The following is a 13948-nucleotide window of genomic DNA, read 5'->3' as shown; positions in this document are numbered from 1 at the left end:
GCTCCTGATTTTCTCCGGATTCTTTTCGGGCGTGTTTGTGCTACATTCTCTCACTTTGTAATCCAGCCCGTTTCCGGAGGCAGCGCGCAGTGGGCAAGGACATGGTCCCCAAGCGGATCTTTCTTACCAAGGGAGTGGGAAAACACCGGGAACGGCTGACGTCGTTTGAGCTGGCGCTGCGCGATGCCGGCATCGCTTCGCAGAACCTGGTCCGCGTCTCCTCGATTTTTCCCCCGCATTGCAAGCTCATCTCCCGCACACAGGGGCTGAAGTACCTGAACCACGGCGAAGTGGTGTTCGCAGTCGTCGCGGAAAATTCCACCAAGGAACCGCACCGCCTGATGGCCGCCAGCATCGGCCTGGCCATCCCTGCCGACCGCTCCACCTACGGCTACCTGAGCGAGCACCACTCCTTCGGCGAGGATGACTTCACCGCCGGCGAGTACGCCGAAGAGCTGGCGGCCGAGATGCTCGCCACCACGCTCAACGTGGAGTTCGATCCCGACCGCTCCTGGGACGAGAAAAAAGAGATCTACCGCATCTCCAACAAGATCGTGCGCACCATGAACATCACGCAGTCCGCCGTGGGCGACAAGCGCGGCCTGTGGACCACGGTCATCGCCTCGGCCATCATGATCTTCGAGTGAGGTCGCGTGGCCTTCCATCGGCCGTAATCAGGACTACAATTCCACTGTGCTCCTCTATCTAGTCCAGCACGGTGCCTCCAAGCTGGAAGCGGAAGATCCGCAACGCCCGCTCAACGAGGAGGGCAGGCAGACGGTGGCGCGTTTGGCGGCCTGCCTCGCACGTCAGCGCATTCCGCTGGATGCCATCGAGCACAGCGACAAGTTGCGCGCCCGGCAGACGGCGGAGATTCTCAATGCGCAACTCCGTCCAGCGCAGGACGCGCGCCAGGTCTCCGGACTTGCGCCCAACGATAACGCGGCCCTCACCGCGGCGCGCTTGCAGAACGAAGCCTGCAACCTGATGCTGGTCGGCCACCTGCCGCACCTCAGCCGGCTTGCTTCTTCCCTGCTCGGCCTGCCCCTTGACCAACCGGCAGTCCGCTTCCAGATGGGAGGATGCGTTTGTCTGGAACGTGACGCGGACGGAAAGTGGGCCGTCCGCTGGATGCTGGTGCCGGAGATTCTGCCGTAGACGACTCGGCCAGTCTGCCTTGATACTCCGCCAGTTCGGAATCTTGAAACTCGAAACTGGAAACTACGCCTTTTTCTTTTTCCCCAGCCGCTCCAGCACAGCCGCCACGATGATGGGCAACCCGACGGTGGCGTCCACAAAGACCTCGCCGAATCGTCCGCCTTCGGCCGGCGGTACGAACTTGCCCCACGACACCGCCTCGCTGTACGGGCTGCCGGAAAGCCCGCCCCAATAGACCGGTTCCGGGCAGATGCGCACGCCGTAGTGATAGCGCTTGATGGGGACGTTCTCGCCGGCGCGGCGGTGCATCAGTTCGACGTAGGGTCCGAACTGTTGCGCCCAGTTGCGCGGCACTCCGCCGCCGATGGTAAAGATGCCCAGCTTCTTCTGCCCCAGCAGGGTTTCGGTGAAATGCTCCAGGTCGAGGAAGGAATCGAAGCGCAGCGCCGGCTTGCCGTCGCGCCGCCGGATGCGGTTGGCCAGCGCCACATCCAGCCCCAGCTCCGAATCCGTGAACGCCGGAACGAACACCGGCACCTTCTTCCGAAACGCCGACTTCAGGATGCCGCGTCCCTTGGCATGTTTGTCCAGATGCGCGCCGATCGCCTGGTTCAGCCTCCACGAGCACAGGATCTCCTTCGGGTTCCACTTCTCCAGGACTTCGAACACCAGGGCCTCGACATCGTCCAGATTCTTCTCCGGCTCCAGCGTGTCGTAGACGCGGTTGTAGCCGGCTTGGTACAGCTCCTCGTCACTCACCTCCGTGTTCCAGCGAAAGTGGGAACGCCCCGTGGCCTCGACCAGCCCATGCGCCATCAAGGCACCGGTGGAAACAATGGCATGCACGATGCCGTGGTCGATGAGGTCGCAGATCACCAGCCCCTGCTTGGCGACGGTCAGGGCACCGGCCAGCGTCATCACCACGAAGCAGTCCTTGTCGCGCGCCATGGCCTCGAGCACGTCTGCCGCCTCGCCCAACTGCCGGCCGGTGAAGGCGGTGTCCGCCATGCCGCGCAAGAGGTCGTCCACAGTGCGCGCCCTGGAAAGATCCAACGGATACACCGGAATCAGCCGGTCTTCCACCGGATCATGCAGCTTGCGTTCCACCCCGTGCCCCTGGTTGGGTTTCTTCTTCAATTCGTTCCTCTCTTGATCTCTGTAGTGCACTAACTTCCGGCAAGACGCGAAATCAGTCGCGACACCTGATACGCCACGGCCATGTCCGGCGCGGTGTAACTCACCACTCGTCCGCTCACCCGCTTCATGCCGGGGACCATCATGCAGGAATCCGCCTGGCGGGAGCTTGCCAGCTCGACTTCCAGCGTGACCGGCTGGCTGAGCCGTACGGGCGCAATCTGCGCACGGCGAGCCATGGCTGTCCTGATGCCCGCCGCGATGGCTTTTCGTGCTTCCTCGGGATGCATGGTGCGCGCCGCTGTCCTCCCGATACCCTCCTTCACGGCCAGCACCTCAACGCCCGGGATGAACTCCCGTGCCTGCTCGCTGAGTGCCTGGTCGCCGGAGACAAAAACCACCGGCACGCCGTAGTGTCCGGCCAGAGCAGCGTTCAGTCCGTATTCGCCGACCTCGCGTCCGTTCAGGCGCACATGCTTGAGCTGGTCGCTATAGGTGTGGTCGATCACCGCGTCCGCCGTCGAACCGCGCGCGTGATAACCGATGAAGATCGCGGCCGCAAATGAGTTGTCCAGGCCCTGCATCATGCCGAAGGGCTTGGGCGCCCCGGTGATCAAAGTAGCGCGACTGTCGACCTGGTCGGGCAGGAGATTGGTCTGGTCCCAATGCGAGTCGTTCACCACCACCTCAGTGGCTCCTGCTTCGAACGCTGCCGCGATGGCCGCGTTGGCTTCCGCAATCATCAGCCTCCTGCCCACAGCGTAGTCGCGCCCGGCAGGTGAAGTCTGGGTTTCATCCACTACGCCCGCAACCCCCTCCATGTCCACCGAGATGTAGACCTTGGGGCCGCGGTCTTTCTGTCCCGCCGCCACGGCGCACAACAGCAGCGCCACTCCGGGCAACGCCCAGCGCGTCTTCATGGAGTTCCGCCTCGCACAACGAACTCTGAAAGCTACAGCGTCCGGCCGCACCCGTCAACGCCCCAAGCGCCGCTCCTCGCACGTAGCCGTTCGCAGTTCGCAGATCAACTCATCCGATTGCCGATGCTATGCTATCGTCGCTTCGATGACAGAACGCTTCACTGTCGGACTTCTCCAGCTCTCCGCCGGCCCCGATCCGGAAAAGAACCTCGCTCATGCCCTGGACCGCCTCCGGGAAGCCGCCGGCCAGGGAGCCCAGGTCATTTGCCTGCCCGAGCTTTTCCGCACGCAGTATTTCTGCCAGCGCGAGGACGCCGCCTTGTTCGACCTCGCTGAGCCCGTGCCCGGCCCCACCACAGAAAAGCTTGCCGCCGCCGCCAAGCAAACAGGGACGGTGATCATAGGTTCGGTATTCGAACGACGCGCGCCCGGCGTCTATCACAACACTGCCGTTGTCTTCGACGCCGACGGCGCGCTGGTGGGCCTCTACCGCAAGATGCATATCCCCGACGACCCGCTCTACTACGAAAAGTTTTACTTCACGCCCGGCGACCTCGGCTTTCGCGCTTTCCCTACGCGCTACGGCAAGATCGGCACCCTGGTCTGCTGGGACCAGTGGTATCCGGAGGGCGCGCGGCTCACGGCGCTGCAGGGAGCGCATGTGCTCTTCTATCCCACCGCCATCGGCTGGCATCCAGTCGAAAAAGCGGAATCCGGCAAAGCGCAACACGACGCCTGGCGTACCATCCAGCGCGCTCACGCCATCGCCAACGGCGTCTACGTGGCGGCGGTAAACCGCGTAGGGCACGAGACCGGAAACGTCAACGGCAACGCAGCTCCCGGGCAGGGCCTCGAGTTTTGGGGCGGATCCTTTCTTGCCGACCCCTTCGGCCAAATCGTCGCCGAAGCTCCCGCCGACCGCGAAGCCATCCTCCTCGGCGAAGTGGACTTGAAGCAGCTCGAGGACGTGCGTCGCAACTGGCCCTTCCTGCGCGACCGTCGCATCGACACCTACGCTGGCATCTCGCAAAGGCTCATCGACTAGCAATGGCCGCCAGATTGCCCGCCGCTCTCGGCTACCGCATGCCCGCCGAGTGGGAGCCCCATGCCGCCACCTGGATCGCGTGGCCGCACCACACTCCCGACTGGCCGGGCAAGTTCGCCGCCATCCCCTGGGTCTACGCCGAAATCGTTCGCGCCCTGGCTTCCTCCGAGCGCGTCGAGATTCTGGTGAACAATGCTGCCTCGGAAACCAGCGCCCGCCGAATCCTGCGCGATGCGCATGTTCCCCTCCGCAACCTGCGCTTCCATCGCTGCCCGACAAATCGCGGCTGGACCCGTGATTGCGGCCCTATCTTTCTCACCCGTCGCAGCCCGCCCCGGCTTGCGCTCACCGACTGGCGCTTCAGCGCCTGGGCGAAGTATTCGAACTGGCAGCAGGACGACCGCGTTCCTTCGCGCATCGCCCGCCGCTTGCGCGTGCCTGCCTTCCGGCCGGTGACGCAAATCGGCGGCCGTACGCAACCCATCGTGCTCGAGGGCGGCTCCATCGACGTCAACGGCCGCGGCGCTCTGCTCACCACGGAAGAATGCCTGCTCAGCCCGGTACAGGCTCGCAACCCCGGCTTGTCGCGCGAACAAGTAGAACAGTTCCTGCGGGACTGGCTGGGTGTGCATAAGGTCCTCTGGCTTGGCCGCGGCATCGCCGGCGACGATACCCACGGCCACGTGGACGACATCGCCCGCTTCGTTGCGCCCCGCACCGTCCTCGCTGCCTGGGAACCCGATCCCGCCGATGTCAACCATCTCCCGCTGGCGGAGAACCTTCGCCGCCTCCGCCGCATGACCGACCAGCAGGGCCGTCCGCTGCAGGTCGTCAAGTTGCCCCTGCCTGCGCCCGTCGTCTTCCGCGGCCAGCGCTTGCCCGCCAGCTACGCCAACTTCTATATCGCCAATCGCGCCGTGCTCGTCCCTGTCTTTAACGATCCCAATGACCGCGTGGCGCTCGACCTTCTGGCCTCGCTCTTTCCCGGCCGCCGCATCGTCCCCATCTACTGCGGCGATTTCATCTGGGGACTTGGTGCTATTCACTGCATGACCCAGCAACAACCCTTGACCTGATGCAGTCATGTGGTCATCGGGTGATTCTGTCATCTCAACATCCAAGTTGTTCAGATGACGAGATGACCCGGTTCTGTTGACATCCTGTCTTGAAAGGGCGCGGCTTCAGCCGCGCCGTAAGCGCCCCTCCCCAAATGAATTGTCATCCCGAGGGCCCGCGAGGGAGCGACGCGGACCGAGCGGGCCCGAGGGACCTTGGTTTTCCGCCATTTCCTGCCCAAACCCCGGTTGCGGATGTGAACAGAGCCTCATGTGGTCATGTGGTCATCGGGTGATTCTGTCATCTCGACATCCAGGGTGTTCAGATGACGCGATGACCAGATGACTACATGACCAGATGCACGGAAGTCTGTTCCCTGCTATATCCTCTACCGTCATGCCCGCGCGCCGCACGGTTGCCGACGAACTCTTCATGGAGGAGGCGCTGCGCGAAGCCCTGCGTGCCCAGGCCCTGGGCGAGGTCCCAGTGGGCGCGGTGGTGGTCTGCGACGGCAAGGTGATCGGCCGGGGCTGCAACCGCAATCTCACCGATGCCGATCCCAGCGCCCATGCCGAGATCGTCGCCCTGCGCGACGCCGCCCGCCACCTCGGCAACTACCGCCTCGAGGATTGCGCGATGTTTGTTACAATCGAGCCGTGCCCGATGTGCGCGGGCGCGCTGGTGCTGGCCCGGCTGCAGCGCCTGGTCTACGGGGCCGACGATCCCAAGGCTGGCGCCGTGCGCTCGGTCACCACCGTCCTGAATCACCCCAAGCTCAACCACAAGATGGCGGTCGCTTCCGGGGTGCTCGAGGGACGCTGCGCCGCCCTCCTGAAGGCTTTTTTCGCCGGCCGCCGCCAGGAGCAGAAAACGGGCACAAAATGAAGCTCCTCCTTCGGGGATGACCACCCTGAGGGCAGGACAACAAAAATTCGACGGTCACTGGCCACGGACCCCGGCCACGGACCACTGCTTTTCACGCGGAGAGGTGCGTGAGTGGTTGAAACGATCCGCCTCGAAAGCGGACATACCCGAAAGGGTATCGAGAGTTCGAATCTCTCCCTCTCCGCCAGCTAGTTTCCTCCCTCTTCTCCGCGGTAAACGAAGTCCGCAAGCGCAACTTCCAGAAGGCTGGCAAGGGTGCTGGAGTTTCGGATTTCCACGAACGAAAAAACCCCGCCCCGACCTGACGCCGCACGGTGCGCAGAAGCTCCGCGCTTACACCACGAAGTACTTGGCCTCCGGATGGTGCACCACGATGGCTGACGTGCTTTGCTCCGGCTCGAGTTGGAAGCCGGAGGTCATCCGCACCCCGATGGTGTGCTCCGGGTCGAGCAGCTCGAAGATCTTGGTCTGGTCTTCCAGGTTCGGACACGCCGGGTAGCCGAACGAGTAGCGCGAGCCGCGATACTTCTGGTGGAACAGGTCGGTGATGCGCTCCGCGTCGTCCTTCCCGATGCCCAGCTCCGCCCGCATCTGCTTGTGCAGCAGCTCGGCCAGCGCTTCCGCCGTCTCCACGCTCAGACCGTGCAGGTAGAGATAGCGGGTGTACTCGCCGTGCTCGAACAGCCGGTGGCATTCCTCCGACGCACGCGCGCCGATCGTCACCACCGAGACACCGATGACATCTTTCCGCCCGGAATCCTGGGCTGCAAAGAAATCCGCAATCGACAACCGGCGGCCTTCTTTCTGCCTGGGGAAGGTGAAGCGCAACAGCTCCCTCCGCTCATCCTGCGGCTCATATAGAATCACGTCGTTTCCGTTGCTCTGGCACGGAAACCAGCCATACACGGCTTTGGGCTCGAACCAGCCGGCAGCCATCACTTCCTGCTGCAGCCTCTCCAGCGTGGGCCGGTATTTCGTTTCCACCAGCTTCTGATAGTCCGCAGCCGACGCCGTCTTCAGCTGCCACTGGTTCTTGAACAAAGCGGTTTCGTTGATGTAGCGGAAGACTTCACTCAGGTCAAAGTCCTTCCTCACTTTCCGGCCGAAGAACGCCGGCGCGGGGATCTCCACGTCCGCGCGCACGGCCTTCGAGCGTTCCGCCGGCGCCTCAGCCACCGCCACTGCAGCGCGCGCCGCCTCCTTGCGCGTGCGTCCCTCGGCCAGGCGTGCCTGCCGCGAGCCGTCGCTGGCCGTCAGGTCGTCCATCAGGCGCAGTCCGCCGAAGGCGTCCTCGCCGTAGAACACGCCGTTCGAATACTCCCGGCGCAGATCGTCTTCCACGTACTTGCGCGTCAGGGCCGCGCCCCCGCAGATCACCGGAAATTCCAGCTTCTGCCGCTCCAGGTCCTCCAGCACGTACTTCATCTCCACCGTGGACTTCACCAGCAGCCCGGAGAGCCCGATGGCGTCCGCCTGGTGCTCCAGTGCCGCCGCGATGATCGAGTCCGCCGGCTGCTTGATGCCCAGGTTCACCACCCGGTAGCCGTTGTTCGTCAGGATGATGTCCACCAGATTCTTGCCGATGTCATGGACGTCGCCCTTCACCGTCGCCAGCACGATGGTTCCCTTCTGCGACCCGGCGGCGCGCTCCATCTTCGGCTCCAGGTAGGCCACGGCCTGCTTCATCACCGAGGCCGAATCCAGCACCGAAGGCAGTTGCATCTTGCGCGCCCCGAACAGGTCGCCCACCGTGCGCATGGCGTCCAGCAGCACGTTGTTAATCAGGTCCAGCGGCGTGTATCTGCTCAGCGCTTCGTCCAGCACCTGTTCCAGCGTCTGGCGCGCCGCGCCCTCGCCGATCGCCTTCTCGCCATGGATGATGCAGTGCTTCAGCCGGTCTTCCACCTCGAGGTGCACCACGTCCACCGGCGCCACTTCCTGCGTCTTCTGATGCCCGGCGAAGTAAGCCAGGTAGTTGGCCAGCGGATCCCCCGCCGATGTGTCGTAGTAAATCAGCTTTCGCGCAATCTCCACTTCTGCTTCAGGGATCTTGTACAACGGGTAGATCTTGGAATAGTTAACGATCGCGATATCCAGTCCGTGGTTCACCGCCTCGTGCATGAACACGCTGTTCAACACCCGCCGCGCGTACACGTCCAGCCCGAACGAGATGTTGCTGACGCCCAGGATGGTCGTCACCTCGGGCAACTCGTGCTTGATGCGCCGCACCGCTTCCAGCGTCTCCCGCCCCGCCGTGCGGTACTCCTCCTGCCCCGTGGAAATCGGCAGCGTCAACGCGTCGAAAATCAGGTCCACCGGCCGGATGCCGTACTTCCCGGTCGCCAGCTCGAAGATGCGTCGCGCGATGGCGGTCTTCTTCTCCGCCGTCAGCGCCATGCCCTCTTCGTCGATGGTGAGCGCGATCACCGCCGCGCCGTAGCGCTTGGCCATGGGCAGCACCCGCGAAGTCCTCTTCTCTCCGTCCTCGAGGTTGATGGAATTGATGATCGCCTTCCCGGGAATGCGCTTCAGCGCCTGCTCGATGACATCGGCTTCGGTCGAGTCGACCAGCACGGGCGCGGGCACGCGGGTAGCGATCTTCTCCAGCACCCGCGTCATGTAGCCTTTTTCGTCCTCGCCCACGATGGCGCAGCAAAGGTCCAGCATGTGCGAGCCCTCGGCCACGAGCTTCTTGGCCAGCGCCAGGATGTCGTCATAGTGACCGCCGCGGACCAGGTTGCGGAATCTCTCCACCCGCGTAGTCGTGTTCATTTCCTCGGCCACGATCAGCGGTTTGGGTTCGAGGTCCAGCGGCACCGACGTGTACGCGCTCGACGCCGCCGCCGCGGGCCGCACCTCCCGCCTTGCCGGCTCCAGGTTCGCCACCGCTTCCGCCACCGCCCGGATGTGCCGCGGCGTTGTCCCGCAACAGCCTCCCACGATGCGCACGCCGTATTCCTTCACGAACAGGGTGTGGAACTCCGCCAGCTCTTCCGGCGTCAGCGAATAGACGGCTTTCCCGCCCACGTTCTGCGGCAGCCCCGCATTGGGCAGCACGGAAACCTGCCGCGTGGAGTTGTGGCAGAGGTAGCGCACCGCGTCGTTCATCTCGCGCGGCCCGGTGGCGCAGTTCATCCCGATCACGTCCACGTCAAAGGGTTCGAGCGCGGTCAGCGCTGCGCCGATCTCCGTCCCCAGCAGCATGGTGCCGGTCGCTTCGAGCGTCACCTGCACCGTCACCGGCAGGCGCTTTCCTGCCGCCCGCATGGCGTCGAACACGCCCGCCAGAGCCGCTTTGGCCTGCAACAGGTCCTGCGAGGTCTCGATCAGCAGCACGTCCACGCCGCCCTCAATCAGCCCCAGGGCCTGCTCGGTGTAGGCCGCGGCCATCTCGTCGAACCCGATGTGCCCCAGCGACGGCAGCTTGGTGGTCGGCCCTATCGACCCTGCCACGAACCGCGGCTTCCCGTTGGTGGAGAAGTCCCGTGCGACTTCTTTTGCGATCCGCGCCGCTGCCCGGTTGATCTCCCGCACCTGGTCCTCAAGCTGATACTCCGCCAGCACAATGCGCGTCGCCCCGAACGTGTCGGTTTCCACAACATCGGCTCCGGCCGTGAAGTACGCCGCATGGATGTCCTGGATGACGTCCGGGCGGCTCAGCACCAGCAGCTCGTTACAGCCCTCCTTGCCCTGGAAGTCGTCGGCCGTGAGCGCGCGCTCCTGGATCTGCGTGCCCATGGCGCCGTCATAGATCACCACGCGCTCGCGTACGGTTTGGAGAAAATCAGCCATCAGTCATCTATGAACTGCGAACTATGAACTGTGAACTTACAAACAATGCGCGCCCACAGGCACCTTACTGCCGCAGCGTTCGCCGGGAAGCGGAGAAGATTCGCACCAACTCGTTGGCCTCCTGCGTAATGTCCTCCATTCGCTTGGCTGGCACGATACCGCTCTCCGCCAGCAGCTCCAGCCAGTACACCGTCTCATCCGCCTCTTCGAGCACGACGCCCAGCTTGGCCACGAACTCTGCCCGGGAGCGCCCGCGTCCCGCCGACCGATGGTTCGCCCCGATCGAAGTGCCGGAACGCAGCAACTGTCGCCCGATCACGCGCGCTTCATCCGTCTTCGGCAGGCTGCGCACCAGCCTGATGATTCGCAACGCAAAGGCTTTGGTGCGCTGCCTCAACGCTTCATTTTTCGTTCATAGTTCACAGTTCATAGTTCACAGTTCGTAGTTCATAGTTCGCAAATAAAATGCCGCCCACACATCAGGGCGGCCACTCTCGAGACTTTTCTTTCGGAGTTCTCTCCGCACATCGAGCGCCTGCTGCGCTCAGGGCACCTTGGCAGTCTCGCGGCCAGGTTGCCGGACCCGCCTGCGCGGGTCGCTCCCTGATGCTGTCCAAGAAGTTAACACCCGGCCCCAAGCGCGGGCAAGCCGACGGGCGGCGAACGGCGCAGAATAAGGCGTGAACTGCGGTTACGAAGACTCGGCCTTCTCCGCCAGCGCCGGCATGGGCGCCAGCAGCTGCTCCTTGCGATAGACCAGAGTGGAAGCGTCGAAGCTCGCGATCTCGAACCCATGGCCGTGGGTGATGGCGTCCGTCGGGCACGCCTCCACGCAGTAGCCGCAAAAGATGCAGCGGTTGTAGTCAATGTTGTACACCGCGGCGTAGCGCTCGGCGCCGGAAATGCGGCGCTCGGCGGTGTTCTCCGCCGCCTCGATGTAGATGCAGTTCGAAGGACACGCCGCCGCGCACAGGAAACAGGCCACGCACTTCTCCAGGCCGTTCTCATCCCGCTGCAGCACGTGGACGCCACGGTAGCGTTCCTGGAACACCGCTCCCTTCAGCGGCCCGGGGCCGTCGGGGTAGTTCTCCACCACCGTGGGCTGGAACATCTCCTTGAGGGTGACCGACATGCCCTTGGCGATCCCCGCGATGTCCTTGATCACCGCCATGCCTGTCAGTATAACCGCCGGCCTCGCAATCCCCTGTCGAGGCGCCGCCCGCCACGGGGTACCCCCCACCCCCTATTTTCTGCAAAATCCTCCATGAGAAGGACTTAGCCGATTGGGGTCAGGCAAAATATTGATGTCAAAGAGCTTAGAGCCAAAATATTCAAAACAGATGACTTATCATTGTGATAAGTCTAACGTACATGCTATATCACACCTGTGAGGGTTGTCAAGAAAAAAAGCGAGCTGCTACCAACGTGGAACGAGGATCTTGTTTCATCCCACCATTCGTTGGCGCAAAGGAATCGCGCGCCCTCGCAGGGCGTAGCTGCGCGGGAAGCGCGGATCGACCCGTCGAGAAGAGCCAAACACAACTGCGTAGAGACGTTGCTTGCAACGTCTCAGAGACGCAGCAAGCTGCGTCTCTACGAACAGATTGAGGAAGTGGAGATGTCCTCGCCCTAATAGCGCTTCCGTCTTGGGCTCAGGGCAGCAGGAGCATAATCCTACGCAAGAGCTGCGACTCGGCCTCAATCCGTTCCGAAGGTGGAACGAGGCTTTGTCTCATGCCACCTTCGCTGCGCGAAGGAATCGCGCGCCCTGTCCCTCCAAACCCGGGAGGGACAAGGGTGGGGCAACCGCAGAGAGAATCACGACCGAAAGGATGAGCCAACCCGCCTGCCTCTCTGCTTCCACGCCTCACATTTCGACGCTTCGAACTTCTTACTTCTTTCTCATCCCCATGACCACGCCCATGATGAGGCCGGCCACGACGCCGACCACCAGCCCGAACTTCATGTTGCCCATGGACTGGCCCGCCGCCACGCCCACGATCAACCCCATCACCAACCCGATTCCCAGATGTTTGCCCATAATGCCTCCGTCTTTCAGTTCTCAGTTCTCAGTTGTCAGTTCTCAGTTCGCAGACCCCAGTTCTCAGTTCTCAGCTCAAAGCTTTTCAGTTCCCAGTTCATAGTTCGTAGTTCACAAATCTAACCCCAGGCTTTTCCACATCTCATCCACCCGCCGCTTGGTCTTCTCATCCATCACGATCTCGTCCGGCCAGGGCCGCGTGAAGCCTTCGGTGGGCCACTTGCGCGTGGCGTCGATGCCCATCTTGGAGCCGTAGTTGGGCAGGCGCGAAGCGTGGTCCAGCGAATCTACCGGTCCGAGGGTGAACTGGATGTCGCGCTCCGGGTCGATATGGTTCAGCGCCTTCAGCACCACCTCGCCCGGGTCCTGCACGTTCACGTCTTCGTCCACCACCACGATGACCTTGGTGAACATCGCCTGGCCCAGCGACCAGATGGCGTTCATCACCTTGCGCGCCTGCCCCGGGTACGACTTGCGGATGGACACGAGCATCAGGTTGTGGAAGATGCCTTCCACCGGCAGGTTGATGTCCACCAGCTCGGGGATGGTCAGCTTCATCAGCGGCAGGAAGATGCGCTCCACCGCCTTTCCCATCCAGGCGTCTTCCATCGGCGGTTTGCCCACGATGGTGGTGGCGTAAATCGGGTCCTTGCGGTGCGTGATGCAGGTAATGTGAAACACAGGATATTCATCTTCCAGCGAGTAAAAACCCGTGTGGTCGCCGAAGGGGCCTTCGGTGCGCAGTTCGTCGAGCTGGACGTAGCCTTCGAGCACGATCTCCGCCGTGGCCGGAACCTCCAGGTCCACGGTCTCGCACTTCACCAGCTCCACCGGCGCCTGCCGCAGGAACCCGGCGATGAGATATTCCTCGACGTCCGGCGGCGCCGGGACAATAGCAGAAAACGTGAGCGCCGGATCGGTGCCGATGGCCACCGCCACTTCCATCTTCCCCGCCGGGGCGCCGGCCAGCGGGACGGAGCCGCCGCCTGAGCGCGCCATGATGTCCACCGCAGCTGCGGCCTTGCCCGCTTCGCCGGCCGCGGCCGCCGCGCGCAGCATTTCCCGGTAGTGCTCGGCCCCGATCTTTTGCCGCTGCCAGTGCATGCCGGCGGTGCGCTCGTCGTAGACCTGCATGCGGTAGCAGCCCACGTTGCGCTTCCCTGTTTTCGGATCGCGCGTCACGACGCAGGGCAGCGTGATGAAGCGTCCGGCGTCCTTGGGCCAGCATTTGAGCACGGGAAACTCCAGCAGCGAGAAGCCGCTTTTCTTCACCACTTCCTTGCATGGTCCGCTGGAGATTGTTTTGGGGAAGAACTTGCCCATTTCCGCCAGCATGGGCAGCATCTTCACTTTGTCGAGCAGGCCTTGCGGCGACTTGACGTCGAGGAACGCGTGCAGGCGCGCCGCGATCTCGTCGAGCGACTCCACGCCCAGCGCCAGGTTCATGCGCCGCGCCGACCCGAACTGATTGATGAGCACCCGCGCGCCCGGATGTCCCTTGACGTTCTCGAACAGCAGCGCCGGCCCGCCCGCCTTCCCCGCCCGGCCGCCGTAGCCGGACTTCGACACGCGGTCGGTGATCTCGGTGATCTCCAGGATGGGATCGACTTCGGCGCGCACGCGCTTCAGATCTCCCGCGCGCTCCAACGCTGCCATCCATTCACGCAGATCGTTATAGGCCAACCCCGACCCTCTCACGGGAAAAGTGGACGGACGATTATAACGGCGCGCAGAGCACTGCGTTGTGCCTTCTCTTGCGCCGATGCTATGCTGGCTGGGCGAGCGGGAGTAGTTCAGCGGTAGAACGCCAGCAAGCTAAGGTGAAAAGCTGGGTTTCTTGCCCATTTTTGACTTAAGCCAGTTTGCGACGTCCCCAGGATCAAATCTGACCGCCGCGCCAATCTTGAAAGAGGGGAT

The 13948-nt window shown here is 63.2% G+C and carries 12 protein-coding genes, 1 tRNA gene and 1 riboswitch; of the genes, 6 read left to right on the top strand and 7 right to left on the bottom strand.

The window, feature by feature from the left end; all coding sequences use genetic code 11:
- Positions 1-101: 101 nt before the first annotated feature.
- Both VNK82_06180 and sixA read left to right on the top strand, forming a co-directional pair.
- Positions 102-647 (top strand): arginine decarboxylase, pyruvoyl-dependent, encoded by a 546-nt coding sequence (locus VNK82_06180; protein ID HXE90535.1) that lies wholly within the window; start codon positions 102-104, stop codon positions 645-647.
- A 46-nt stretch (positions 648-693) separates the two neighbouring features.
- A complete protein-coding gene (gene sixA, locus VNK82_06175; protein HXE90534.1) occupies positions 694-1158 on the top strand; it encodes a phosphohistidine phosphatase SixA in 465 nt (154 codons plus the stop codon).
- A 63-nt stretch (positions 1159-1221) separates the two neighbouring features.
- On the opposite strand, the gene VNK82_06170 is transcribed toward sixA, so the two are convergent.
- Positions 1222-2295, bottom strand: coding sequence for a deoxyhypusine synthase family protein (locus VNK82_06170; protein HXE90533.1), 1074 nt, complete (start codon positions 2293-2295; stop codon positions 1222-1224).
- Between the two features lie 29 nt (positions 2296-2324).
- The gene (locus VNK82_06165; GenBank protein ID HXE90532.1) at positions 2325-3212 is read right to left on the bottom strand and encodes a M55 family metallopeptidase; all 888 of its coding nucleotides are present in this window, start codon (positions 3210-3212) and stop codon (positions 2325-2327) included.
- A 145-nt stretch (positions 3213-3357) separates the two neighbouring features.
- Here VNK82_06165 and VNK82_06160 point away from each other — a divergent pair, with 145 nt between their 5' ends.
- From VNK82_06160 to VNK82_06145, 4 genes are all read left to right on the top strand, one after another.
- Complete coding sequence (locus tag VNK82_06160) at positions 3358-4257, top strand: carbon-nitrogen hydrolase (protein HXE90531.1); 900 nt, start codon at positions 3358-3360, stop codon at positions 4255-4257.
- A 2-nt stretch (positions 4258-4259) separates the two neighbouring features.
- A complete protein-coding gene (locus VNK82_06155) occupies positions 4260-5333 on the top strand; it encodes an agmatine deiminase family protein (protein ID HXE90530.1) in 1074 nt (357 codons plus the stop codon).
- Between the two features lie 376 nt (positions 5334-5709).
- Positions 5710-6198 carry a tRNA adenosine(34) deaminase TadA gene (tadA, locus tag VNK82_06150; protein ID HXE90529.1) on the top strand — a complete coding sequence of 163 codons (489 nt, stop codon included), beginning with the start codon at positions 5710-5712 and terminating at the stop codon, positions 6196-6198.
- 97 nt (positions 6199-6295) lie between these two features.
- A tRNA-Ser gene (locus VNK82_06145) sits at positions 6296-6385 on the top strand.
- Positions 6386-6531: 146 nt separating this feature from the next.
- Here VNK82_06145 and metH read toward each other — a convergent pair.
- From metH to VNK82_06120, 5 genes are all read right to left on the bottom strand, one after another.
- The gene (metH, locus tag VNK82_06140) at positions 6532-9990 is read right to left on the bottom strand and encodes a methionine synthase (GenBank protein HXE90528.1); all 3459 of its coding nucleotides are present in this window, start codon (positions 9988-9990) and stop codon (positions 6532-6534) included.
- A gap of 64 nt (positions 9991-10054) precedes the next feature.
- Positions 10055-10387 carry a four helix bundle protein gene (locus VNK82_06135; GenBank protein HXE90527.1) on the bottom strand — a complete coding sequence of 111 codons (333 nt, stop codon included), beginning with the start codon at positions 10385-10387 and terminating at the stop codon, positions 10055-10057.
- A 96-nt stretch (positions 10388-10483) separates the two neighbouring features.
- Positions 10484-10605, bottom strand: a riboswitch (SAM-I-IV-variant riboswitch).
- A 76-nt stretch (positions 10606-10681) separates the two neighbouring features.
- Positions 10682-11161: an NADH-quinone oxidoreductase subunit NuoI gene (gene nuoI, locus VNK82_06130; protein ID HXE90526.1), complete on the bottom strand. Its 480-nt coding sequence runs from the start codon at positions 11159-11161 to the stop codon at positions 10682-10684.
- 720 nt (positions 11162-11881) lie between these two features.
- Entirely contained in the window at positions 11882-12031 is a 150-nt protein-coding gene (locus VNK82_06125; GenBank protein ID HXE90525.1) for a hypothetical protein, read from the bottom strand.
- A 111-nt stretch (positions 12032-12142) separates the two neighbouring features.
- Complete coding sequence (locus tag VNK82_06120) at positions 12143-13714, bottom strand: UbiD family decarboxylase (protein ID HXE90524.1); 1572 nt, start codon at positions 13712-13714, stop codon at positions 12143-12145.
- Positions 13715-13948: the final 234 nt, after the last annotated feature.

The sequence above is a fragment of the Terriglobales bacterium genome, from assembly GCA_035573675.1.
In the GTDB taxonomy this organism is placed as follows: domain Bacteria; phylum Acidobacteriota; class Terriglobia; order Terriglobales; family Acidobacteriaceae; genus DATMAB01.
Note: the sequence above shows the minus strand (reverse complement) of the source record. Positions and strands in the feature narration are given on the sequence as shown.